This is a genomic window from Segnochrobactrum spirostomi, assembly GCF_009600605.1.
Lineage (GTDB): Bacteria > Pseudomonadota > Alphaproteobacteria > Rhizobiales > Segnochrobactraceae > Segnochrobactrum > Segnochrobactrum spirostomi.
The window spans coordinates 3,359,917-3,384,990 of the sequence record NZ_VWNA01000001.1 but is presented as its reverse complement, the minus strand read 5'-3'; the positions used below and the strand labels follow the sequence as shown (position 1 = coordinate 3,384,990).

The following is a 25,074-nucleotide window of genomic DNA, read 5'->3' as shown; positions in this document are numbered from 1 at the left end:
ATAAATACATAAGAAAAAGGAAAATAACATAATTTTCACATTTCAAGCCTAATATGGAAAGGAAGCAGTGTTTCTCCTTAGCGTTCTACCTCGCAACGACACCAGAGGTGACGCAACGATAGCCACAAGGGTACGATGCAAGATGAATTCTCTCTAATACCCTTTATTTCACGGGATGAAGAAAATACAGCCGCATTCACACATGAAGAGTATATTATCCATGAATTCAAAAATCATCCATAAGCCACGCTATCTATTTGTCCTCGCCTCATCAAGTCAACTTTACTCCGGAACAGGCACAGCAATATTTGAATGGATAAAATATGCTAGAAATCACTTCGATTTCGCGATATGCATAGACAATGATAATCCGTATAACTATAGAATAGCGCGCACCTTTTGCCAAGATAACGGATTGCCATTTCTACCTAGCGCTCCATTCGCGTGGGACGGCGGGCCAGATCCAGGAAACGCATGGGCATCGACCCACCTGAACTCGGGTTACTGGCAGCTCGTTGAGGCTGTAAGCTGGGCCAACGCAACTTTAAACCATGAGATTGTCGACGCCTGCAACTCTCGCGTGCCCATTATTTACACCCCGCACACTCAACCGGCGTGGACGATGCCAAACTCTGACCGTTATTGGGCACTAGAAGGGAGTTTCGTACGGATGCTGGAGGCAGCGTCGCTTATTTGCTGCGATTCGCCCGCCGAGCTTGAGACCATTACAGATCTCGCCCCAGGCGCGAAGGCAAAATACATTCCAATTGGAGTCAATACTGCGGAATTTTGCCCGTCTACGGATACGCGAAAAAGCCAAATACTGATTGTGGCTGATTTCAACGAGAAGAGAAAACGCACAGACCTGAGCCTTGCGGCTATAGATCGCCTCTTTAGCCGAAGCAAGCTCCACAGTGCGGTACTTGCGGGTAAGAACTCAGAACACGTTTCGATTCCGACTTCGCAAGAAGCCCGGATTCTCCGCGCCGGATATATCGACAAACAGAAGCTTATTGAACTCTACGCATCGTCACAGCTATTTCTTCTGCTATCTGATTACGAAGCATTTGGAATCCCGATTGTGGAGGCCCTCTCCTGCGGAACACCCGTCGTTACGACAGACACACGAGAGGCGCGTTCTCTCTTCGGCAATCTTCCCGGTTGCCACTTGGTGGACAACACTGATGAGAATGCGGTAGATGCAGCTATTGATCGCGCGCTTCAAGAGACCGACCACTTGAACATCTCACGAAGCACCGCCAACCAGTTCAATCTTGAGGCAACATTCTCACTGAAGATGAATGCAATCCAATCTATTTTGAATCGCTTAGAGCGCCCACAGAGCAATATGATCGGCACTCAAAAACATTCAAAACGCAGCCTAAGTTCACTATATTAACTACGAGCGAATTATTAAATCATGCGAATTCTTCAAGCAACACCTACATTTTTCAGCGACAATTCCGTAATCGGCGGAGGTGAACGCTATGTAGATTATATATGCGGCGCCGTGCGTCACCACCTCAATGGCGATAGCATTAGGTGCGACGTTCTGTCGTTTGGGCACCACCAAGCCAGAATCGAACGCGGCGCTCAGAGTGACATGGTGATTTGCCCGGGAAACCCCACCGACTGGCCATCGTGCGCAGGCGACGCGCTAGATGGGCTCCTCTCCGAATATGACGTCGTTCATATCCATCAATGCCTGACGCCTTGGGGAATCTTCGTAGCCGCGCGCGCGCGGATGGCCGGTGCCATCGTGCTTGGAACCGATCATGGGGGCGGCGAGGAGAGGCATCTGGAGCACTTTCCCGCCATCGCCAATGTTTTCGATGCCTTCCATGCCCAATCCAATTTTGCTAAATCGACGTTTAGCAGCCTACGTGTTCCCTGTCACGTTATATTCGGCCCAATTGATGAGAGCTTGTTTTCAATAAATAGATCACGTCGCAATAATTCGAAGATCGTCGCTCTCGGGCGAATATTGCCCCACAAAGGCTACGAACACGCCATTGCAGCTCTACCAGCGGCCGCCGAATTGACAATTATTGGAAGGAACTACGATAAGGCGTATTTTCACCATCTCATTCAATGCAGTGTGGGGAAGAATGTTAAATTCGCAACAGATCTAAACGACGAGGAAATGATCGAAACAATAAGCCGGGCAGGCTTACTTCTGCATACGGGAGTGCACGTAGGGTATACTGGAACATTCTACGCGAAGCCGGAGCTACTTTCCCTCGCCCCCCTAGAAGCGATGTGCGTTGGAACCCCGGTCGTAGTTAGCCAGGCCGGCGCCTTACCTGAGCTCGCGAAGGTCTGCGGGTGCAAATCATATCGGACGTCGACCGAACTATCGAGGATGCTCGAGTTACATCTGGCCGATGAACTGTTCGACGCGACGCCGGAGCAAGTTCGCACTGATGTTATCGCCGAATATGGGCTAACCCAGTTCGGCCGGAATTATATTCGCATCATTGAAGCCCTTCAGGTCGCAAAGCGAAAATAATGCGCATCCTATTGATCTCGAATCTATTTCCGCCCGAGATTATCGGCGGGTACGAACTCGTCGCTTGGGAGTTAGCAGAGAGGTTGACTCACAAGGGCCATCAGGTTGAGGTCGCGACATCCCCTCTCGTGAACTACCACGCGGAGCTTCCAGCTACGTCCGTGCGAGTTCACCGAAATCTAAACTACACAGGTCTCTCAATTGACCACGGCGGTCGAGAGGAGCGTCTCTTTCGCTCTGAGATCATTCAGTTTAATAATATATCCAACCTCAGAATTATTATTGAAGAATTCAATCCCGATCAGATTCTTCTGTGCAATATAAACGGGCTTGGGTCTCTTGGTGTTATTGTATTTCTATGTTCCATAGGGTTTCAGCCCTCCATATATCTAGGGGATAATTTCATACAAGAACTTTCAGGAAGAGAGCACTTACGAGATACATTCTATCGGCTATTTAGCGTAAGGCGTGCCTTGCAAACGGTCCGACCGATCGTGGTCAGCCGTCTCGTCTTGGAAGAAGCCGAGAATGCGCTGGCTGCGAGATTTTCCGATCCTCTCTTTGTGCCAGGATGGGTGCCGAAGAGCGCCGCTCCCGACCAGATTGAACTACGGGAGGGACCCCTTAAATTAGTATATTCATCCCGCATTGCGCCACACAAGGGAATTTGGATACTCCTTGGCGCAGTGAAGCATCTGCTCGCCTGCGGCGACGACAACTTCGTAATTGATGTCTACGGCGCCGGCCAGACAGCAGAGCTTATACAGCGTGTTCACGCGGCTGGCTTATCAGATTATATCCGCTACTTAGGCGCAAAGAGCCGCTCAGAAATGATAGCTCTCTTCGCACAATACGACGCCCTTCTGTTTCCGACATGGGAACGCGAACCCCTTGGCCTGGTCCCCTTTGAAGCTGCGGCAGCAGGGTGTGTGCCGATTATCACGGCCCAAATTGGTGCGGCTGAGTGGTTGACTAGCAACGAGTCTATCAAGATCGAACGCTCAGTTGAGGCGCTAGCCGGCGCAGTCCAGTGTCTTTTGACCATGCCTGCTGGCGAGCGGCTAGCTTGGCGCCGCGCGATATCGCAAAACATCATAAGGCGCTATAATGCTGACCTTTGGGTGAACAAGATCGAGCAGCTACTCCAGACTTTGCCTTGCCGAGCCCAGACTATAAGTCCCTTGCAAGCGCAGGACGCGATGTTGGCAATGCTCAGGATTTGGAGAAATTGAACATGTCGAAAATCGATCTCGGATCCATTCAGTACAGGTTGCGCGTTGAGGGGATCAAATCAAAGCGTGCTCCCTTGATAGTAGGCGCCGTGAGGCGCATTTTATGGCCCTTTATTAGATCCTATCATTATATCACACTCGACTGGGTGCGAGAAGTTGTTGTACAGAACACTCCACGCGCGGACGTCGATCTTGAGCGCTTAAGCGGGCGTCTAAGGGCCTTTCGCGCCGAAATACTCGCACAGGCCCGCGTCCAAGGTGATTTACAATCTTCGATCGAAGCGGCCGACATGCTGCTCCGAGAGTTGGAGGCTCGCGTTCAGCACGTCGAAGCCCTTCCGCGCTACGAGGCGCCTCCGTCAGAGGAGTATGCACGCCAGCTTCGCGCGCTGGAAGCAGTCATTGAAAGTATGCGCGGGGAGATTCAACGCTCCGATTTTCGCATCGCACAACTTGAGGCGCTTCATGAGGGGCGAGATCCGCAGCTGGGCGAAATTGTAACTGAGGGTGAGGCTGCGTCCGCATTCCCGATAGGCAATGCAATCTGTTGCAGGACACCATTCGGTCCCGTCGTCATGAAGAGGGGCGACTTGATTACGAACGAGGTACTAGAGCACGGTACCTGGGACTCTCATCTTATTCCTTGGCTCAAGGCGGGGGCTAAGCGCGGGACCGTCGCCATTGATGCAGGCGCCCACTTTGGCACAATTACATGCGCAATGGCTAAATACTTCGCACAGGTCCATGCTTTCGAGCCGAATTTTGAGAACTATACCTATCTTTGCGCTAATGCCGCTATCAGACCCAGAGCCAAAATTCGACCGCACAATACAGCACTTTATTCTCGAGAGACCGAACTTTCTTTGGCAAGGCCGGAAGAGCAAGAGGTATCTATCGATCAAGAACTCCCACTTGAGCTCGCGTTTAGCAGTGTTAACAATACTGGCGGCCTCGTTTTTTCCGATGAGGGGTCAGGTATCAATAAAATTTCAGCAAGAACAGTGGATTCGTTTTCACTTAGCGATGTTGGAATTATAAAAATAGACTGTCAGGGAAGTGATGCGCATGTTATATTTGGCGCAATCGAAACGATACGCCGCTGCCGGCCGCTTGTTGTATTTGAATGGGAGGAAAATCTCTCTCAGGCGCACGGGGTGACTTTTCAACAAGCAAAAGATTTTCTCGCCGCTGAGGATTATGATGTTTTTGTTCTATATAGGCACAATGATAAGCAGATAGATTACATAGCCATACCTAATTAGAGTTCTACTTGTCTTCGTGGTGTTGAATGTATAAAAAAATCAGACTACGGACACGTCGAATGTGAGTGCTATTTCGAATGATAGTAGGGGGCTCCGGGCGTAGCGTGAGTTCGCCTTGAGGATTGAGGGGCTCCGTGGCCGTGGCTCGCGGGCCGCTGGAAGCGCTCGCCTCGACAGCTTCGCCCCGGCAATGCTAGGACACGATCGATCGTTCAGCGCAGCCCCTCCCCCTGCGTCGAGGCTCCGGCTGCGGAAATGCGGGCCCTTGACCTGCTTTCCCCAAAAGAAAGTGGACATGTCGAAAGGCGAGCGAACCCGTTCCGTGAACTCAGCGCCCGATGAGGTCTCGTCCGCCATCGCTACCGCGTTCGGGGGCTCCGGCTTCTATGTTCGCCTGGGTGGGGGCGCGCCATCCGGTCTGCTCGACCTCCTCCTGGCCGAAGGTTGGCGCGGGGTGGACATCTCCCTGGACGGGCCCAACAACCAACTGGACAGCGCTCTTCTGCACGATGTCGCAGGAGGGCAGATCGTTCACCTCCTGCATCTCCGTCCCGGCCTCGATGCCAGCCTGCGCGTTCTCGGCGCCGTGGAAGTCAGCACGCGGCCAGCCATCGTCGTCGTCGAGCAGCACGACGGAGAGCCCGAAGCCGGCGGGGAACCGATCAGGCCCGTCGGCTATCGGCTCGCCCGCGCTACGGGGCCGAGCCGAATCTATGTCTCCACCGAACATGGGACGCTCCAAGCCGCCATCGAAGCGGCGGCACGGAAAGACACCGTGCAAGGCGACGCCCTCCAAGTTAAGGCCAATGCGGTCGGTGCGAACGCCAGTGAAGATGCATCTGAGGCGCGGCAGCGTCTGATAGACCTCAGGGCGGACTTCGACCGCCAACAGGGAGAGGCTGAACGTTACCGGCTTGAGAACGCCGCTTTGCGTTCACAGTTGGAGTTGCAGGAGCGCGAGCGCCAAGCGATCCTCAACTCGACCAGTTGGCGGGTGCTCGCGGTCCTCCGGCGCGCGTCGAGCGCGATATCTCCGGGGCAGCGGCAACTGATCAAGCGTGCACTGAAAGCGGCTTGGTGGCTGGCCACCCCGTGGAGGCTCCCGGCTCGCCTTCGGCAGCGCCGAGCAGCGCTGCGCCAAGCGCAATCTTTCCAGGTCGTGGAGACGACCAGCGAACGCTCCATCGCCGCATCCCTTGCCTTCGTGGAGGGCGAGGTGAAGGCAACTCATCCGGGCTCCACCCGGCCCATCCTCAGCTTTCTCCTGCTGACCGAGGGGGATCACGCGGCGGCGGCCGTTACGGTGCGGTCCCTGCGTCAGCAGACCGCCCTGCGCACCGAAGTGCTCGTATCAGGCCCCGGACTCGAAGCCCACGAGCTCGTCCGTTTGGCCGGCCCGTGTTGCGAGATCCGCTACGCAGGACCGAGTCTTGGTCCGGTCGGCTTGAACGATGCTCTGCTCGCAGCGCGCGGCGCCTATATCGTGGTGGTTCGAGCTGGGGACCAAATTGCGGATGGGGCCTTGAAGGCCATCGCCGCCCGGCTCGCCATCGGCGCGTTCGAGATCGGCTATGGCGACGAAGAGACGACTACTGCAGACGGCGTCACGGCGGCCCCCTTTCTGAAGCCCTCGTGGTCGCCTGAATTGCTGACGACGTTCAACTATTTCGGCCGCCTCACGCTTCTGGACAGGAACCTGATCCTCCGCCTCGGCGGGTTTGACGAGAATGCGGCAAGTGCAGCCGAATGGGACATGAACCTGCGGGCGAGCGACGTCGCGCAAGCGATCTCACGCATCCCCGCCATCCTCTGTCGGCGACGCCCTGGAGACGCCGGCGATCGCCCATCGCCCGACTCGGCGGCGGCAGCGGACGCACGTCGGACGATCGAGACCTATTGGCAGCGCCGCGGCCTCGCCGCGCGCGCTGAGACGATGAGTGATGGAACACAGGCGGTGACGTGGCCCTTGGAGCGCCCTCCCCGCGTTTCGATCATCATCCCGACGAAAGACAAGGCCCACCTTCTCCGCGTGGTGACGAAAGGTATCCTCGACAACACCGATTATCCGAACATCGAGGTGGTCATCGTCGATACGGGCTCCGGCGATGAAGCGACGCATGTGCTCTACGGCGAGCTCCGCCGCGATCCGCGCGTTGTCTTCATCGATTATCGTCGCCCCTTCAATTATTCCGCGGCCTGCAACGACGGCGCGGCGGCCGCGACGGGGCAGATCCTACTTTTCCTGAACAACGACATTGAGATCGTCACACCCGACTGGCTCACCGAAATGGTGCGTTTCGCGCTGCGGCCGGGAGTGGGCGTAGTCGGCACCAAGCTGCTTTATCCGTCGCGCGAACCTCAACACGGCGGCGTCGTGATCGGACCCAATCTCGCCTCGCTCATCTACCAGGGGAGCGAAAGCGCTGGTTGGGGCGTGTTCGGGTCTTCGGATCACCCGCGCAACTGGCTCGCCATCATGGGCGCGTGCCAGATGGTGACGCGCGAGGCTTTCGACGCGGTGGGTGGCTTCGATGAAGCCTATCAGCTGGCGATGAGCGACGTCGCCTTGTGCATGGCCGCTTGGCGCGCCGGTTATCGGACGGCATATGCGCCGGCGGCAGCTTTGATCCACCACGAGGGCGCGACGCGCGGCCACACCAATCCGCCCGCCGATCTGACCCGTCTCGCAGACGATATCCGGCGGTTCGGGCTCGATGGCGACCCATATCTCCATCCAGAACTCGACGGGACCTCGCCCAACCCGCGGCCTCGCGCGTCGGGCGGGATCGGGGCCTACGAGGCGCTGCAGCGCAACGTGGCCACGACCGGCACATTCGTCCTACCCTCCCACGCCCTCGACCTCTGGGACGACGGCGAGTGTCTCGCCGCGGCGGACTTGCCGCGCGAGGCGGTGTTGTGGTGGCCCCAGGCGGCCCACAAGGTGGTCGATGTCTGGAGTGCCGCACGCTGGTGTCTCGACCTGCTGCGCTGCCGGGCGGATATCCGCACCCGTTTCCCCACCGCCTTGTCGGACGGGATCGAGGGACCGTTCGCGACGTGGCTGATCGCCGAGGGACCGGCATTGTTCGGCCTTCCCGAGACGATCGGGACGACGCTGCGCGATCTCTTCGCGGGCAGGATCGGCGGGCGGGCGAGGCGAGCCTTCCTGTGGCGCGAAGACGTCCGCGCGCGCTGGCCGCACGGGCTGACGCCGGCCGGTCGCCGCGAGATTCTGCGATGGTTCCTGCGCGACGGCCGCCGCGAGGAGAACCTCCGGCTCGAGGAAATCTGGTGGCTCCTTTGGTCCGCCGCGGAACGCCCGGAGCAGGAACTCGTCTGGGCTTATCTGGTCACGCCCGCATGGCAGGCGAGTTTCCCCGACGCCATGAGCCGGTTCGGCGCGGAGCGCTTCGCGCGCTGGTTCGCCGCCGCCTTCCACGTGGACGGTGCCTGGATCGATCCGAGCCGGTGGCCGCTGCCGGGCTCCGCGTCCGATCAGATCCGGGTCGGCTACGTCGCTCACCAGCGCTGGCGGGACCTCCACCCCGACGCCCTCGCGGACGAGGCGGCGGCAAGGGCGTTCCTCGCCTGGCTTCTGGAGCAGAACGCTCTTGCTCCCTGGGCGCGGGGCTGGCTCGGAACTCTCGATCTCGGCGCCGTCGCGGTGGAGCTCGCTCGGCCCGGCGCGAACATGATCGCCCATTTCCGCTATCCGTCGGGCCTCAGGGTCTCGGCCGAGAGCATCGCCGAAGGATTGGCGGCGGTCGGTGCCGGCGTCTCGCTCCGCGACGCGCGCACCCAGCCGAACGACGATCCCGGACACGAACTCGTCAGCGGCCTCGAAATCTATGACACCACGATCATTCATCTCCAGCCGGAGCCGCTGTTCGACGCCGCCTATCTCCGCGCCGATCTCTCCGAACGACGTCCCCGCACCTATCGCATCGCCTATTGGTATTGGGAGTTCGACACCATCCCGGCGAGCTGGCGCGAACAGGCCGAGACGGCCGACGAGGTTTGGGCGGCGAGCGAGTTCGTCGCCAAGGGCCTGCGCGAGCGCCTCGATCTGCCCGTCCGCACTGAATTCCCCGGCGTCTCGCTGGCGCCGTTCCACGCCCGCCCGCGCAGCCATTTCGGCGTGCCCGAGGAGGAGTTCGTCTTCCTCTTCACGTTCCACATGATGAGCGTGATGGAGCGGAAGAACCCTCTCGGGCTCATCCGCGCCTTCAGGCGCGCGTTCACGGAACCAGAGCCGGCTCGCCTCGTTATCAAGACATCTTTCGGTCAGCGTTATCCGGATCAGATCGCCGCACTGCGCGACGCGGCGCAAGGGTCCCGGATCACGATCATCGACGAGATCTATTCGCCGGAGGACGTGCTGGCGCTGACGGACGTCTGCGACGTCTATGTCTCGCTGCACCGAAGCGAGGGGCTGGGGTTGACTATGGCGGAGGCGATGCTTCTCGGAAAGCCGGTGATCGCCACCGGCTATTCGGGCAACATGGAATTCATGACGCCGGACAACAGCCTTCTCGTCGATTACCGCCTGGTGACCCTCGGCGAGGAGATCCCGCCCTACGAGGCGGATTATCAGTGGGCAGAACCCTCCGAAGACCATGCCGCCGCACTGATGCGGCGCCTGTTCGAGGACAGGGCATTCGCACGGGACCTCGGCGCGCGGGCGAAGGCCGACGCCGGCGAGCGTCTCTCCGTCGTGGCCGCCGGTCGCCGCATCGCATCACGGCTCGCCGAAATCCAGGCGCTTCGTAAGGCCTCACGCCATCCGGGAACACCCACGTGACCGAAGCTCGGATCGAAGAGGCACTCGCGAAATCCCTAATCGCACTGCCCTCCGTCAACGGCGGACGGCTCCTGAAGCGCATGCTGCCGACGCTGCGCGTGCCTCCCGAGCTTGTGGTCGTGATCGATCAGGCGAGCACAGACGACACGGCGGAGGTCTGCGCCGAGGCGGGCGTCACGCTGCATCAGGCGGGCGAACGGCTGACCTACACCCAGGCCTGCAATCTCGGCGCGAAGATCGGCCGGGAGCGGGGGGCGGAATTTCTCTTCGTCGGCAACAACGACATCACGTTCACGACCGACGTCGCGCGCGAGATGCTCGCGGAGATGCTGCGCGACCCGAAGCTCGGCATCGTCGCCCCGACGCAGATCATCGTGAACGAGGTCACGGACGAGCGGCACATCGCCTATCGCGTCCATTGGCAACTCGAAACGCTGCTCTTCCACCACGACTTCACCGCACCGCCGTTCCGGGCGACACGGATCGAGGCCGATTTCTGTGAGCTGACCTTCGTCCTCGTTCGCCTCAGCGTCCTCGAAGAAATCGGGTTCCTGGACGACGAATACGGGTTCTACCACGAGGACGCCGATTTCTGCTTCCGGCTCGGACGCGCCGGCTATTCCTGCGCCTACCTTCCGCATTCGCAGATCGAGCACTTCGCGAGTTCCTCCTTCGCGGTCGAACCGAGCCCGATGAAGCTCGCCTACCAGACCAAGAACCGAAAGCTCTTCGCGAGCCGCTACCAAGGCTTCGGCATCGACCACCGCCGCCCGGACGAACGCTTCGCCGACGGGCTCGCCGGGATCGAGCGCCGCTTCCACACCTATTTGCGCCATCACGGCCTCGTGGATCCGTTGCGGCCGAGACTCGCGGTCGGCACGGTCGCGACCTCCGACGCGCCTTTTCTCGTCACGTCGCCCGCCGGCGCGCCGCCACCGCATTGGCAGCTTTGGGCCGGCCAGCCCCAGACCGTGTTCATGAACTCGGCGTGGGGCGTCGAGACGCTGCGCAGAGCCGGTTTCGCGGATGTGCGCTACATACCGGTCGCGGTCGAGCCGGACATCTTCCACCCTTGGGGCCCTGCCGAAAGCGCGGGCGAGGGTCCGGTCATCGCCTGGTTCCGCACCGATCCCGGCAATGACGGGCTCGTGGCCCTTCTGTCGGCGTGGCGGCGGATCGTCGGGCGTGATCCGACAGCCCGCCTGCTGATGATCGGCGGGATCGTTCCGGACGTGATTGGGCAAAAGGCGAAGCTCGAATGGTCGTGGGAAGGCCATCTTGTGCGCGAATGGCCAGACCTCGGCCTGATCGTGGTCGAGCCTGAAGAGCCGCTCGACGAGGAGGTCCGCGCCAGGCTGCTGCGCAGCGTCGACGTCACGGTGTGGACAGGACGCGGCGGCGTTGCCATGACGGGCGCCGTCGAGTCGATGGCGTGCGGCACACCCGCCCTGATCCCAGACCATCCGGAATGGGCGGAGCTCCTTCCACCGGGCGGGCTCGCGATCCGCGGCGCGATCGACCCCGAGACGACGGATCCGCTGCGGGCCCGATGGATCCCGGATGCGGCGGATCTGGCAGACCGTCTCGAGGTGTCCATCAATCTGGCGCCTGACGCGCGCAAGCGCCTGTCCGAAGCGGGCGTCCTCCATGTGCGCCAGCACTTCACCTGGCGGCACGCGATGTTCGCCCTGCGCGAAGCCCTCGAAGCCACGCAGTCGCGCGGCGAGGCGTCCGCCGACCCGCTGCCGCAGACGACGACGGCGCGCTTTGACAACGCGGTCGGCCGTAACGCCATGGTCGCACGCCAGCTTCGTCGCGCGTCTGACCTCGCAGCCCGGTTCGCGGATGATCTCGAACGCTTCGGCGTGCGCCACGCCGTCGGCAAGACGTCACGCCGCATCAAGACCTTCCTGCGCAAGCGGTTGCCCGCCCGCTTCACCAAGATCGGCGGCGGTGGCGATCGTGCGCCGCGATCGATCGGCCGGCCCGGAGCGATCGTCGAAAAGCACGGCGTGCTCTTTCTCGGCTATGTCGAAGCCGGTCTCGGCCTCGGGGAATCCTTGCGCGGCCTCGTCCGAGCCTATTCGACGGGCACCAAGCCCTTCGGCGTTTATCCCTTCCTCGAGGGTGTCGAGAGCCGCCTGATCGGCGCGTTCATGCCGGAAACGTACGACACCACGAGTGCCTACGGGGTGACGGTCCTCGAAATCGCCACCGATCAAGTGCCGGTCGTCTACGACACTCTCGATCATAGGCTTCTCGCCGACACCTATGTCGTGCTGCGGACCTACTGGGAGTTGCCGGCCGCGCCGGCGGTTTGGAAGCCCATGCTCTCCAAGGTCCGGGAGATCTGGGCGCCCAACACCTATGTCGCGGATGCCTTCCGCGAAATTTTCTCCGGTCCGATCATCGTCGTGCCGCCGTGCGTCGAGCCCGAAGCGACCGACCTGCCTCCCCGTGCCGAATTCGGGCTCGAAGACGGCCGGTTCTATTTCCTGTTCAGCTTCGACTATTATTCGTTCCCGACCCGAAAGAACCCCGAGGCCGTCATCGCCGCCTTCCAGCAGGCGTTCCCCGATGCCGCGGAACGGGTCGGCCTCATCGTCAAATCGACCGGTGCGCCGGACCACTATCCCGACATCAAGCGGTCGATGCTGGCCGCCGCAGATGCCGATCCCCGCATCCGCATCCTCGATACGCGGATGTCGCGCCGGGAGATTCACGGCCTCATCAACGCCTGCGATTGCTACGTTTCATTGCATCGCGCCGAGGGTTTCGGCTTCGGCATGGCAGAAGCGATGTATTTCGGGCGGCCTGTGATTGCGACCGCCTTTTCCGGCAATGCGGACTTCGTCACCGAGGAAACGGCGTTCCCGGTGTCCTACACCCTGCGGCCCGTCACAGCCGACGAATATGTCTGGCCGGCGGGACAGGTCTGGGCGGAGCCCGATCTCGGCTCCGCCGTCGAGGCCTTCCAGACCGTCTATCGGAACGACGAATTGCGCCGCCAACGCGCGGCGGCGGGTGCGGCGTTCGTGCGCGAGCATTACGGCCCAGCGGCGGTGCGCGCGATCGCCGAAGCGCGGGTCGCGGCGATCTCGCAGATGAGCCGATCAGAAGACGCACCCTCAGAGTCCTCCATCTGAGCGCGCGCGCCGTCAGTGGCCCGCCATTGACGATATCGGCGGATATGGCTACGCAGCCTCAACCCAACGCTTGCGGAGACAATTGCCGATGAAGACGGCGCTGATTACGGGCATCACCGGCCAGGATGGGGCCTATCTCGCCCAGCTTCTGCTCTCCAAGGGTTACGCCGTTCACGGCCTTCTGCGCCGGAGCGCCTCCGCAGACGTCATCGGGGCGCGGCTGAGTTTTCTCGGCATTCTGCAGGACGTGCAGATGCACGACGCGAACCTCACCGACATCACCAGCCTCATCCGCGTGATCGAGGCGGTGAGGCCGGACGAGGTCTACAATCTTGGCGCGCAGTCATTCGTGAAGACGTCCTGGCAGCAGCCGATCCTGACCGGTACGGTGTCCGGCCTCGGTGCCGTAAACGTGCTCGAAGCGATCCGCATCATCGCGCCGAAGACCCGCTTCTATCAGGCCTCCACCTCGGAGATGTACGGCCTCATCCAGGAGCCGCGCCAGTCCGAGAAGACGCCGTTCTATCCGCGCTCGCCCTATGCCGCCGCCAAGCTCTACGCCCACTGGATGACGGTGAATTACCGCGAGAGCTTCGGCCTGCATGCCTCGAGCGGCATCCTCTTCAATCACGAATCCCCGCTGCGCGGCATCGAGTTCGTGACGCGCAAGATCACCGACGGCGTCGCCCGCATCAAGCTCGGCCTCGCCGACAAGCTCCTGCTCGGCAATCTCGACGCCAAGCGCGACTGGGGCCACGCCCGCGATTATGTCGAAGCGATGTGGCTGATGCTGCAGCAGGAGACGCCGGACGATTATGTCGTGGCGACGGGCCGCACCACGTCGGTGCGCGACTTCTGCGAGCTCGCCTTCAGCCATGTCGGCCTGAAGGCCGCCGACCACATCGCCATGGATGAGCGTTACCTTCGCCCCGCCGAGGTCGAGGTTCTGCTCGGCAACGCCGACAAGGCGAAGGCGAAGCTCGGCTGGGAAGCCACGACGACACTCGAGCAACTGGTCGTCGAAATGGTAGAGGCGGATCTGAAGCGTCTGTCGCGCTGAAGCCGCATGGGTGCACGCCCCCTGGGTCGACCCGATGCGCCGGAAATCCAACGGCAGAATTGTGCTGGGGAACTGCGCATCAGCCATAGGATCGCCGCCAGCCGGACGCTAACATTGTGCCGAGTTGCGGTCTGACGTCCGCCTCGGCGGGACGGAACTGTTGCGTTCGAGAGGCGAAGCCCGATGCGTATTCTCCTGACTGGCGCGCTCGGGTTCGTCGCGCCCTTCGCCCAGCAGGCGATCGCGGACAGGCTCGGCGGAGATATCGAGTGGCTGCCGACGTCCCAACGGAGCGGCACAACCGCGCTCGGTGAGGCGACGACCGCTCTCGACATCACCGCCGCTGACGACGCCGCCGAGCTCGTCCGCCGCTTTCGCCCCCACGCCGTCCTTCATCTTGCCGGCGTCACAAGCCTCGCGGACGCGGCCGGTGACCCGTTCGGCGCTTGGCGCGTCAACGTGTTCGGCACGCTGAACCTCCTCAATGCCCTGATCGCCCACGCGCCGGGCAGTCTGTTCGTCTCCGTTGGCACCGGGCTCGCCTATGGCGCGGCGGCGCGTCACGGCCGGCCGCTCGGGGAGCAGGATCTTCTCGAACCCCAGAACGAATACGGCGTGACGAAAGCCGCGGCGGACCTCGCAGTCGGCGCCGCCGCGAACCGTGGTGTCAAGGTGATCCGGCTTCGGCCGTTCAACCACACCGGCCGGGGGCAGCCCGAGAAGTTCGTCGTGCCGAGCTTCGTCGGCCAGATCGCCCGCATCGAGCGCGGCGTCGTCCCGCCGGTCATGCGGGTCGGAAATCTCGACGTGATCCGCGACTTCCTCGACGTCCGCGACGTGGCCGCCTGCTACGCCGAGGTGATCGCGCGGGCCGGCGACGTGCCGAGCGGCACCATCTTCAACATCGCATCCGGCGCGCCTCGCACCGTGCGCTCGATCCTCGAGATGCTCATCGCCGCGAGCGGTGCAGAGATCACCGTGGAGACCGATCCCGCCCTGGTGCGGCCGAACGAACTCGCCACCTATGTCGGCGACGCGACGGCCATCCGCGACAGCCTCGGCTGGGCGCCGCGGATCGATTTCGCCGACACCCTGCGCGACATGCTCGCCGCCGCGCGCGACCGCGTCTGAGACTGCGTCCCTGCACCCGAAAACAGAACGCCCGAGCCGATCGGCCCGGGCGCTGAGGGATTGCGTGTGCGACGTGGAACGCGCTCGCGCGGGCCGGCTCAAGACCGGCGCGCCTTCAGTGCTCCACGTTGCGCCAGATCTTGTTCTTGGTCAGGTACAAGAGAACGGCGAAGGCGATAAGGAAGATCATCACCTTGAAGCCGGTTTCCTTGCGCGCCTCGAGCTTCGGCTCGGCCGCCCACATGAGGAAGGCCGCAACGTCGCGCGAATATTGATCGACGGTCTGCGGCGCACCGTCGGCATAGGTCACCTGACCGTCCGAGAGCGGCGGCGGCATCGCCAGGAAGTGCCCGGAGATGAAGTTCGGATTGTAATGCAGGCCCGGCGGCACCTGGATGTCGGCCGGCGGGTCCTTGTAGCCGGTCAGGAGGGCGTGGATATAATCCGGCCCGGCCTCCTGATATTGCGTCACGGCGTCGAACACGAACCAGGGGAAGCCCCGCTGAACCGCGCGCGCCTTCGCCATCAGCGACAGATCCGGCGGCGCCTTGCCATTGTTCGCCGCGGCGGCCGCTTCCGGGTTCGGGAAGGGCGGCGGGAAATGATCCGACGGCCGGCCCGGCCGCTGGAACATGTCGCCGTTCGCATCCGGCCCGTCGGTGATCTGGTACTCGGACGCGATCGTCTTGACCTGCGCCTCGTTGTAGCCGAGGCCGCCGGGCTGGCCGAGATTGCGGAAGGCCACATAATTCAGCGAATGGCAGGCCGAGCAGACTTCCTTGTAGACCTGGAAGCCGCGCTGCAACTGCGCCTCGTCAAAATGGCCGAAGGGGCCGGCGAAGCTCCAGCTCTCCCGCGGCACATGGGGGCCTTCGTGCTCTTGCGCCAGCGCCGGCGCACCGTGCGCCGCCAGCAGCATCGCCCCCGCCGCCAGGGCCGCGCGCAAGGGGAAGCCGCGTCCCGTGCGCACCGTCGCGCGCCCTCTGTTCGATCCGTCGCTCATGATCCCTCGCCCCTGCCCCGTGCATTCGCCTGAGGTTGCCGCGCCCATCATGGTCAGCCCTTGCTCTCTGGCGCCCCGACGGCGCCGGCCGGGCGACCGCCGCCGTGCTTGCCGAGCACCGATTCCGAAATCGAGGCAGGCAGAGGCTTCGGCGTCTCGAACAGGCCGAGCAGCGGCAGGATCACGAGGAAGTGGACGAAATAATAGGCGGTGCAGAGCCGGCCGATCACCACGTAGATGCCCTCGGGCGGCTTCGAACCGAGCCAGCCGAGCAGCACCGCGACGCAGACGAGGATCCAGAAGAAGATCTTGTAGACCGGACGGAACGTGGCCGAGCGCACCTTCGAGGTGTCGAGCCACGGCAGGAAGAACAGCACCGCAATCGCGCCGAACATCGCGATCACGCCGCCGAGCTTGGAGGGGATGGAGCGCAGGATCGCGTAGAACGGCAGGAAGTACCATTCGGGCACGATGTGGGCCGGCGTCACCATCGGGTCGGCCGGGATGTAGTTGTCCGGATGGCCCATATAGTTTGGGATATAGAACACGAACCAGGCGTAGAGGATGAAGAACACGATGATCGCGAAACCGTCTTTCATCGTGTAGTACGGATGGAACGGCACCGTATCCTGCTTCGACTTCACCGAGATGCCGGTCGGATTGTTGTTGCCGGCGACGTGGAGCGCCCAGATGTGGAGGACAACCACGCCGGCGATGACGAACGGCAGGAGATAATGCAGCGAGAAGAAGCGGTTCAGCGTGGCGTTGTCGACCGCGAAGCCGCCCCACAGCCACGTCACGATCGTCTCACCGACCACCGGGATCGCCGAGAAGAGGTTGGTGATGACGGTGGCGCCCCAGAACGACATCTGACCCCAGGGCAGCACGTAGCCCATGAAGGCCGTCGCCATCATCAGAAGGAAGATGATCACGCCGAGGATCCACAGAACCTCGCGGGGCTCCTTGTAGGAGCCGAAATAGAGCCCGCGGAAGATGTGGATGTAGACGGCGACGAAGAACATCGAGGCGCCGTTCGAATGCAGGTAGCGCAAGAGCCACCCGTAATTCACGTCGCGCATGATGCCTTCGACGCCGGAGAACGCGATGAGCACGTTCGGCGCATAATGCATCACGAGGACGATTCCGGTGATGATCTGCACCACCAGCATGACGGCGAGGATGCCGCCGAAGGTCCACCAATAATTGAGGTTCTTCGGGGTGGGGAAATCGATCGCCTGCCCCTTAAGGAGCCCGATGATCGGCAGCCGGCTCTCCAGCCATTTGGCGGCGGGGTGCTGCGGCTCGTAGGTGGAATGTCCAGCCATTGTGCGCGCTCCTGTCCGGTCAGCCGATCGTGATCACGGAATCGGAGGTGAACTTGTAGGGCGGGATTTCCATGTTCATGGGCGCCGGCCCGTGGCGGACGCGGCCCGCGCTGTCATATTGCGAGCCGTGGCAGGGGCAGAACCAGCCGTCGTAGTCGCCCTGCTGGCCCAGCGGCACGCAGCCGAGATGGGTGCAGATCTGCACCATCACCAGCCACTGCTCCTTGCCGGGCGCGGCGCGGTTGGCGTCGGTCGCCGGGGCGTCGTCGGGCAGGTTCTGGTTACGGGCTACGGGATCGATGAGCTGGTTGAGCTCGACCGTCTTCGCCTCGTCGATTTCCTTGGCCGTCCGGTTGCGGACCACCACCGGCTTGCCGCGCCATTTGATGATGACGGACTGGCCCTCGGCGATGTTCGCGACGTTCACCTCGCTCGTCGCAAGCGCGAGCGACGCGGCGTCGGGGTTCATCTGATCGATCAGAGGCCACGCGACCGCTCCCACCCCCACGGCCGCAAAAGCGCCGGTGGCGATGTAGAGAAAATCGCGCCGCGTGGGTTCGGATGACTCGATGCTCGCCAAAATCAGGCTCCTCCCGATGCCGAAGGTATCCAATGCCTGGAAGCGGCGCCGGCGAGGCAGATCGAGAAAAGCACGACTCGCGGATAGAATCAGGGTGTCCGCGAGACGAGCCTATCGAGCGTTTCCAGGACGGGGCCGATCTTTCGAACGCGGTTGTGCACAAAAGGTGCCACGCATCGCATCAGCCCCCTTCGCGCAGTCCGCGAACCGCGGCCCTCGTACTAGACTTTCTTGCATCGTCGCTAGAACTTGTCCAGCCTCGGACCCGGCGCGCGGACCGAATGTCGCAAGACGCTTCACGACGGCGTGTGCTCTTCAGGCGATCGTCCCAACACCTTGTGATCCCCGAGGAAAGCCGATGCGCCTCGCGCTCTACCAGCCGGACATCCCGCAGAACACCGGCACCATGCTGCGCCTGTGCGCCTGCCTCGCCGTCGCGGTCGACATCATCGAGCCCGCCGGCTTCCCCGTCAGCGACCGCGCCTTCCGCCGCGCCGGCCTCGATTATCTCGATGCGGTGGCGATCACACGGCACGTGTCCTGGGCCGCCTTCGAGGCCGCGCGCCGCGCCGAGGGCCGCCGGCTCGTCCTCGCGACGACGCGGGCGGAGACGTCCTACCCCGCCTTCGCCTTCGCGCCGGGCGACATTCTGCTCGTCGGACGGGAATCGGCGGGCGTGCCCGACGACGTGCACGACGCCGCCGACGCCCGCGTTACGATCCCGATGCACAACGGCCTGCGGTCGCTCAACGTCGCCGTCGCCGCCGGCATGATCCTCGGCGAGGCGCTGCGCCAGACCGGCGGCCTCGCCGTCTGATCAGGCTGCCTCGCCGCGGTTTCCGCCGCCGAGGAAGCCGCCCGACTGGCGGCGCCATAGGTCCGCATAGAGTCCGCCGCGGCGAATCAGCTCGTCGTGACGCCCCTCCTCGAGGATCGCCCCGCGATCGAGCACGACGAGGCGGTCCATGCGGGCGATGGTCGAGAGCCGGTGGGCGATGGCGATCACCGTCTTGCCGACCATCAGCGTCTCGAGGTCCTCCTGGATCGCCGCCTCGACCTCGGAATCGAGCGCCGAGGTCGCCTCGTCGAGGATCAGGATCGGCGCGTCCTTGAGCAGCACGCGGGCGATGGCGATGCGCTGGCGCTGTCCGCCGGAGAGCTTCACCCCGCGCTCGCCGACATGGGCGTCGTAGCCCTGCCGGCCGGCCGGATCGACCAGGCTCGCGATGAACTCGCCGGCATGGGCGCGCGCCGCCGCCGCCTCGATCGCCGCCTGATCGGCATCGGGACGGCCGTAGGTGATGTTGTCGCGCACGGAGCGGTGCAGGAGCGAGGTGTCCTGGGTGACGACGCCGATCGCCGCGCGCAGGCTCTCCTGCCGCACGCCGGCGATGTCCTGGCCGTCGATGAGGATCCGGCCGCCTTCGAGATCGTGGAAGCGCAGGAGGAGGTTGACGAGCGTCGACTTGCCGGCGCCGGAGCGTCCGACGAGCCCGACACGCTCGCCGGGGCGCACCGACAGCGACAGCTCATCGATGATCCCGGAGCCCTTGCCGTAGTGGAAGCGAACGCGCTCGAAGCGCACCTCGCCGCGAGAGACCGCGAGCGGCACGGCGTCGGGCTTGTCGACGACGGTCAGGGGCTTGGCGATCGTCATCATGCCCTCCTGGACCTGCCCGACATTCTCGAAGATGCCGTTGACCTCCCACATGATCCAGCCGGACATGTTGACGATGCGGATGGCGAGCCCGGTCGCGAAGGCGATGGCGCCGAGACCGACCGATCCGGCCTGCCAGAGCAGCACTGCGACCGTCCCGGTCGCACCGAGCATCAACGAATTGAGCACGGCGATCGACAGCGTCATCGCCGTGATCGCCCGCAATTGCCGGCGAAACGCGCCGAGCTGGGCGTCCATCGCCTCGCGGACATAGACCTCCTCCCGCTCGGCGTGGGCAAACATCTTGACGGTCGCGATGTTGGTGTAGCCGTCGACGATGCGGCCGGTGAGCAGGGAATTGGCTTCGGACACCGACTTCGAGAGCCCACGCAGCCGCGGCACAAACCAGCGCAGCACGAGGACGTAGCCGATCACCCAAAGGAACAGCGGCGTCGCGAGCCACAGGTCGGCCTGGGCGAAAAGGAGGAGCGCGCTGCCGGCGTAGATGCCGGCGAACCACAGCGCATCGACCACATTGACGACGGATTCGCGCAAGGCCGGCCCGGTCTGCATGACGCGGCTCGACAGCCGGCCGGCGAAATCGTTCTGGAAGAAGGACAGGCTCTGGCGGATCACGTGGCGGTGCGATTGCCAGCGCACCAGGGCCGTGAACTGCGGCACGATCGCCTGCCGCACGACGAGATCGTGCAGGGCGGTGGCGAGCGGGCGGGCGAACAGCACGACGCCGAGCATCCAGGCGAGCGTCGGGCCATATTCGATGAAGACGCGCTCCGGGCTCGTCTTGCCGAGAACATCGACGATCGCGCCGACATAGCGGAACATCGAGACCTCGACGCCCGCGACGATCGCGCCGGCGGCGAGCACCGCGAGGAACCACGGTCCGGCCTGACGAACGAAATACCAATAGAACGCGCCGAGCCCCGGCGGCGGCGTCCCCTCGGGCGGCACCCGGAAGGGATCGATACGGGACTCGAACCAGGAAACGATACGCATGTCGATCTCCGACCGGGCGCGAGGCATGGCCCCGCCCGCGTGACGTCTCCTATAGCTGATGGATCAGCCGGACGAATTTAAGTTCTGCGCGAGTGCCGTTCGCGGGCCCCGCGCGATGAGACCGATCGTCCCGAACAGCCCCGCGTGCGATGTCCTCCCTTGACGGCGCGGCGTCGGGCCGATTGGAAGCGTTCTGAGACAGGTGCCGCGGAGGCTGCGGCGATCCGAGCCGGGAGAAGACGGATGGCCGACAAAGAGGGCGCCCGCGCGCCGACGCCGCTCGGCGAGATCGAACCCGCGAAGGACGCCGCGAAGGCCTGGTTCCAGAGCCTGCGTGATCGCCTCCACGCCGCCTTCGACGCCCTCGAGGCCGAGGCGGAGGGCGTGGCGGGGGTCGCCGATCAGCCGGCGAACCGCTTCGTCCGCAGCCCATGGGCACGCACCGACTGGACGGGCGAACCGGGTGGCGGCGGCGAAATGGGCATCCTGAAGGGACGGCTGTTCGAGAAGGCCGGCATCCACATCTCGACCGTGCACGGGGAATTCTCGCCGGAATTCCGCGCCGCGATGCCGGGCGCGAGCGAAGATCCGCGCTTCTGGGCGTCGGGCATCTCGCTCATCGCCCACCCCTGGAGCCCGCACATCCCGACGGTTCACATGAACACGCGGATGGTGGTGACGACGCGGGCGTGGTTCGGCGGCGGCGCCGATCTCACCCCCATGCTCGACCGGCGCCGCACCCAGGAGGACCCGGATACGCGGGCCTTCCACGCCGCGATGGAAGGCGCCTGCGCGCCCCACCCGGTCGCCGATTACGCCCGCTACAAGGCGTGGTGCGACGATTATTTCTTCCTGAAGCACCGCAACGAGCCGCGCGGCATCGGCGGCATTTTCTACGATTATCTCGACAGCGGCGACCGCAGCGCCGATTTCGCCTTCACCCGCGCCGTCGGCGAGGCCTTTCTGGCGATCTATCCCGCGATCGTGCGGGCGAACTGGGACAAGCCCTGGACGGAGGACGAGCGCCACGAGCAACTCGTCCGCCGCGGCCGCTATGTCGAGTTCAATCTGGTCTACGACCGCGGCACGCTGTTCGGCCTCAAGACCGGCGGCAATGTCGAAGCGATCCTCTCCTCGATGCCTCCGACCGTCGCGTTCCCGTGAGTGGAGCGGCGGCGGAGCCAGAGAGCCCGCCGCGGCCGGTCGCGGAGCGGCGCCGGCGCCCCACGTCCCTATTCACCGACCGACATCGGCCGGTTGACGCGGTTCTCCTCCGGCTCGCGGATCGTCTCGCGGAAGGGCGAGGCCGGATAGACGCCGAGGATGCGCAATTCGGCCGAGAAGAAGGTCAGCTCCTCCACCGCGAGCGCCACTGCCGGATCGTCGAGGTGGCCCTCGATGTCGGCGTAGAACTGGGTCGCGAAGAACTGCCCGGCGAGCTGGTAGGATTCGAGCTTAGTGATGTTGACGCCGTTCGTCGCGAAGCCGCCGAGCGCCTTGTAGAGCGCGGCCGGCACGTTGCGCACCCGGAACAGGATCGAGGTCACCGTGGGGCCGGCGCCGACGCGGGGGCGGTTGTCCTCGCGGGAGAAAATCACGAAGCGCGTCGTGTTGTGGGCTTCGTCCTCGACGTCGGCGGCGAGGATGTCGAGGCCGTAGATCTCGGCGGCGAGGCGGGAGGCAAGCGCGCCGCGCGTCGGATCGCCGAGCTCGGCGATCTCGCGGGCGGAGCCGGCGGTGTCGGCGCCGACCACCGGCTCGAGCCCGAGCCTGCGCAGGGTGCGGCGGCACTGGCCGAGGGCCTGGACATGGCTCTGCACCACCTTCAGCCCGCCGAGCGAAGAGCCCTTGAGGCCGAGAAGCTGGTGGTGCACCGGCAGGAAATGCTCGCCGATGATCGAGGCCTTCGCCTGGGGCAGCAGATGGTGGATGTCGGCGACGCGGCCGGCGACCGAGTTCTCGATCGGGATCATCGCGAGATCGACCGCGCCCGATTCGAGGGCGGCGAAGCAATCCTCGAACGTGGCCGACGGAACGGCCTCGTAGTCCGGGAACACCTCGTGGCAGGCGATGTGGGAATTGGCCCCGGGTTCGCCCTGATAGGCCACCCGCTTCGGGTTCGACATCGGTCTCGTCTCGTCTCTAGGCGCCGTGCGGCTCTCGGATGAGGGCGACGGCGGGATCATCGGCTCCGGAGCGCCGCGCGGGCGTGCTCCAGATCGTCGGCTGTATCCACCCCGAGGGGCACCGTGTCCACCACCGCGATGTCGATGCGCATGCCGGCCTCGAGCGCGCGCAATTGTTCGAGGCGCTCGCGGCGCTCCAGCGGGGACGGCGGCAGGGCGACGAAGCGTTCGAGCGCGGCCCGGCGATAGGCGTAGAGGCCGATGTGGTGGAACAGCGGGCCGTCGCCCCAGGGAGCGGTCGCCCGGGTGAAGTAGAGTGCGCGGAGCCGGCCGGGGGCAATCTCGGTGCCGACCGCCTTCACGACGTTCGGGTTGGTGCGCTCGGCCTCGATTCGAATCTCGGCGGCGAGCGTCCCGATCGCGACGTCTTCGTCCGCGAGGAGCGCCGCGGCAGCCCGGATCGGTGCCGGTTCGATGGTCGGCAGGTCACCCTGAACGTTCACGATCACGTCATGACGGCCGTCCGGGTCGAACCGACCGATCGCCTCGAAGATGCGGTCCGAGCCCGACGGGTGATCCGCCCGCGTCAGCACGGCGAAGCCGCCCGCGGCCGTGACGATCTCGGCGACGCCGGCATCGTCGCAGGCGACCACCACCGGTCCGAGATCGGCCTCCCGCGCGCGATCGAGCACGTGGACGATCATCGGCTTGCCGGCGATGTCGGCGAGCGGCTTGTTGGGCAGCCGCGTCGAGGCGAGGCGGGCGGGAATAAGCAGGAGCGGACGGGAGGACATCGCAGGCGAACGGGTTGCGGAGCGCAACGGCACGGCTCTCGACGAGGTGCGCGCAGGCCCGGGGAACGGAAGCCGGATCGGGAGATTGATGCGGCGGCAGAGGCGCTTCGAGCCTTCGCGTCCGTTTCGGCTCTCCGCCGTCGGTGTCGAATTGTCTCACGCCTTGGAACGCTTATAGGCATGGACAGGGGCGAGTTGAAGCGTTTACCTACTCAACTCATCATACGTCTTTCGACGTCACTGCCTCTGGGAGGGGGTGGGGCGCCCGGAAAAAGCGAGACGTGATGGACACATTCGAAATAAACAAAATAAGCGGCGCCATCCTCGGAACTCTCGTCTTCGCAATGGCCATCGGTGTGGTGGCCGGGCTCGTCTTCGAGCGCGAAGTGCCTGAGAAGCCGGGCTATCCGATCACTGTCGCGGAGGCACCGGCCGAATCGGCCGGTGGCGGCGCGCCTGCGGCTCCGGCCGTTCCGCTTCCCGTCCTGCTCGCCAAAGCGGACGTGAACGAGGGCGCCAACGTCTCCAAGAAGTGCCAGGCCTGCCACAGCCTGGAGAAGGGCGGCCCGAACAAGGTCGGCCCCGATCTCTGGGGCGTGGTCGACCGTCCGGTCGGCGAGCATGCGGGCTTCGCCTATTCGGCGGGCATGCAGGCCTTCTCCGAAGGCGGCAAGCAGCACTGGACCTACGAGAACCTGAACCATTTCCTCACGAACCCGAAGGGCTTCGTGAAGGGCACGGCGATGGGCTTCGCCGGTGTGAAGGACGACCAGGAGCGCGCCGACCTCATCGCCTATCTGCGGACCCTGTCCGACAGCCCGGTGCCGCTCCCGCCCGTGGAGCAGACCGCCGGCGGCGACGCCAAGCCGGCCGACGGCGCGGCGAAACCCGCCGATGCCGCGAAGCCCGCGGACGGCACCGCGCCGAAGCCCTGATCGCGGCGGCGTCTCGCCTCGATCGATGATCGAGCGTGTTGCCGGGCCGCTTCATAGGTGCCCTCATGTGAGACGCGTTCCCATGCGAGACATGGGCCGCGTCCCCCTTCTCCCCGCTGGGGAGAAGGTGCCCCGAAGGGGCGGATGAGGGGAATTTCGCAAATCCAGCAATAGGATGAGGGCTATCGTAGGCCCCTCATCCGGCCCTACCGGGCCACCTTCTCCCCGCCAGCGGGGAGAAGGGACGGCGGCGCCGTTCTTATCCGCACGCCCTCTGACGGAGCGCCGAGAGATTCGCGCGCATCCTTCTTATGCGCGTGACACCCACCGACGCGGCCACTCGTGCCCCACCGCCGTCGAGCTCCCTCGCCTCTCCCCAACCCCTGCCCCGGCCTTAAATTTTCTCCATCCTGCCCGGAACCGGTGACGGCGCCGCATTTGCCCCCATAATATCCGGGAGCAACCGACGCGGGCGACGATCGCCCCACCGGCTCAGGAT

The 25,074-nt window shown here is 63.8% G+C and carries 17 protein-coding genes; 11 read left to right on the top strand and 6 right to left on the bottom strand.

Annotation, left to right across the window (positions count from 1 at the left end):
• The first annotated feature begins 220 nt into the window (after nucleotides 1–220).
• The 8 genes from F0357_RS15285 (at nucleotide 221) to F0357_RS15250 (ending at nucleotide 15,141) form a co-directional block, all read left to right on the top strand.
• Nucleotides 221–1,399, top strand: coding sequence for a glycosyltransferase family 4 protein (locus F0357_RS15285; protein WP_208948360.1), 1,179 nt, complete (start codon nucleotides 221–223; stop codon nucleotides 1,397–1,399).
• Between the two features lie 21 nt (nucleotides 1,400–1,420).
• Entirely contained in the window at nucleotides 1,421–2,509 is a 1,089-nt protein-coding gene (locus F0357_RS15280) for a glycosyltransferase family 4 protein (protein WP_153483739.1), read from the top strand.
• A 128-nt stretch (nucleotides 2,510–2,637) separates the two neighbouring features.
• A complete protein-coding gene (locus F0357_RS15275; RefSeq protein WP_208948359.1) occupies nucleotides 2,638–3,741 on the top strand; it encodes a glycosyltransferase family 4 protein in 1,104 nt (367 codons plus the stop codon).
• A 2-nt stretch (nucleotides 3,742–3,743) separates the two neighbouring features.
• Complete coding sequence (locus tag F0357_RS15270) at nucleotides 3,744–5,003, top strand: FkbM family methyltransferase (RefSeq protein WP_153483732.1); 1,260 nt, start codon at nucleotides 3,744–3,746, stop codon at nucleotides 5,001–5,003.
• Nucleotides 5,004–5,118: 115 nt separating this feature from the next.
• Entirely contained in the window at nucleotides 5,119–9,804 is a 4,686-nt protein-coding gene (locus tag F0357_RS24185) for a glycosyltransferase (RefSeq protein WP_208948358.1), read from the top strand.
• Nucleotides 9,801–12,950 carry a glycosyltransferase gene (locus F0357_RS15260; protein WP_153483721.1) on the top strand — a complete coding sequence of 1,050 codons (3,150 nt, stop codon included), beginning with the start codon at nucleotides 9,801–9,803 and terminating at the stop codon, nucleotides 12,948–12,950. The genes F0357_RS24185 and F0357_RS15260 overlap by 4 nt, the downstream gene beginning before the upstream one ends.
• Nucleotides 12,951–13,038: 88 nt before the next feature.
• The gene (gene gmd / locus F0357_RS15255; protein ID WP_153483717.1) at nucleotides 13,039–14,010 is read left to right on the top strand and encodes a GDP-mannose 4,6-dehydratase; all 972 of its coding nucleotides are present in this window, start codon (nucleotides 13,039–13,041) and stop codon (nucleotides 14,008–14,010) included.
• Between the two features lie 183 nt (nucleotides 14,011–14,193).
• Complete coding sequence (locus F0357_RS15250) at nucleotides 14,194–15,141, top strand: GDP-mannose 4,6-dehydratase (protein ID WP_153483715.1); 948 nt, start codon at nucleotides 14,194–14,196, stop codon at nucleotides 15,139–15,141.
• Nucleotides 15,142–15,256: 115 nt separating this feature from the next.
• On the opposite strand, the gene F0357_RS15245 is transcribed toward F0357_RS15250, so the two are convergent.
• The 3 genes from F0357_RS15245 to petA are packed head-to-tail and all read right to left on the bottom strand — an operon-like array spanning nucleotide 15,257 to nucleotide 18,049.
• Nucleotides 15,257–16,144 carry a cytochrome c1 gene (locus F0357_RS15245; protein ID WP_153483713.1) on the bottom strand — a complete coding sequence of 296 codons (888 nt, stop codon included), beginning with the start codon at nucleotides 16,142–16,144 and terminating at the stop codon, nucleotides 15,257–15,259.
• A gap of 53 nt (nucleotides 16,145–16,197) precedes the next feature.
• A complete protein-coding gene (locus F0357_RS15240) occupies nucleotides 16,198–17,469 on the bottom strand; it encodes a cytochrome b (protein WP_153483711.1) in 1,272 nt (423 codons plus the stop codon).
• A 19-nt stretch (nucleotides 17,470–17,488) separates the two neighbouring features.
• The gene (petA, locus tag F0357_RS15235; protein WP_153487046.1) at nucleotides 17,489–18,049 is read right to left on the bottom strand and encodes a ubiquinol-cytochrome c reductase iron-sulfur subunit; all 561 of its coding nucleotides are present in this window, start codon (nucleotides 18,047–18,049) and stop codon (nucleotides 17,489–17,491) included.
• Nucleotides 18,050–18,407: 358 nt separating this feature from the next.
• Here petA and F0357_RS15230 point away from each other — a divergent pair, with 358 nt between their 5' ends.
• Nucleotides 18,408–18,866 carry a tRNA (cytidine(34)-2'-O)-methyltransferase gene (locus tag F0357_RS15230; protein ID WP_153483710.1) on the top strand — a complete coding sequence of 153 codons (459 nt, stop codon included), beginning with the start codon at nucleotides 18,408–18,410 and terminating at the stop codon, nucleotides 18,864–18,866.
• Here the strand turns inward: F0357_RS15230 and F0357_RS15225 are convergent, their stop codons facing one another.
• The gene (locus F0357_RS15225; RefSeq protein WP_208948357.1) at nucleotides 18,867–20,720 is read right to left on the bottom strand and encodes an ABC transporter ATP-binding protein; all 1,854 of its coding nucleotides are present in this window, start codon (nucleotides 20,718–20,720) and stop codon (nucleotides 18,867–18,869) included.
• Between the two features lie 243 nt (nucleotides 20,721–20,963).
• Between F0357_RS15225 and hemF the strand changes: the two genes are divergently transcribed.
• Entirely contained in the window at nucleotides 20,964–21,884 is a 921-nt protein-coding gene (gene hemF, locus F0357_RS15220) for an oxygen-dependent coproporphyrinogen oxidase (protein WP_153483708.1), read from the top strand.
• Nucleotides 21,885–21,952: 68 nt separating this feature from the next.
• On the opposite strand, the gene F0357_RS15215 is transcribed toward hemF, so the two are convergent.
• Nucleotides 21,953–22,846 carry a prephenate dehydratase gene (locus F0357_RS15215; protein ID WP_153483707.1) on the bottom strand — a complete coding sequence of 298 codons (894 nt, stop codon included), beginning with the start codon at nucleotides 22,844–22,846 and terminating at the stop codon, nucleotides 21,953–21,955.
• Between the two features lie 56 nt (nucleotides 22,847–22,902).
• On the bottom strand, nucleotides 22,903–23,640 hold the full coding sequence (locus F0357_RS15210; protein ID WP_153483705.1) for a 3-deoxy-manno-octulosonate cytidylyltransferase: 738 nt from the start codon (nucleotides 23,638–23,640) through the stop codon (nucleotides 22,903–22,905).
• A 284-nt stretch (nucleotides 23,641–23,924) separates the two neighbouring features.
• On the opposite strand from F0357_RS15210, the gene F0357_RS15205 reads away from it, so the two are divergent.
• Nucleotides 23,925–24,575 carry a c-type cytochrome gene (locus F0357_RS15205; RefSeq protein ID WP_153483703.1) on the top strand — a complete coding sequence of 217 codons (651 nt, stop codon included), beginning with the start codon at nucleotides 23,925–23,927 and terminating at the stop codon, nucleotides 24,573–24,575.
• Nucleotides 24,576–25,074: the final 499 nt, after the last annotated feature.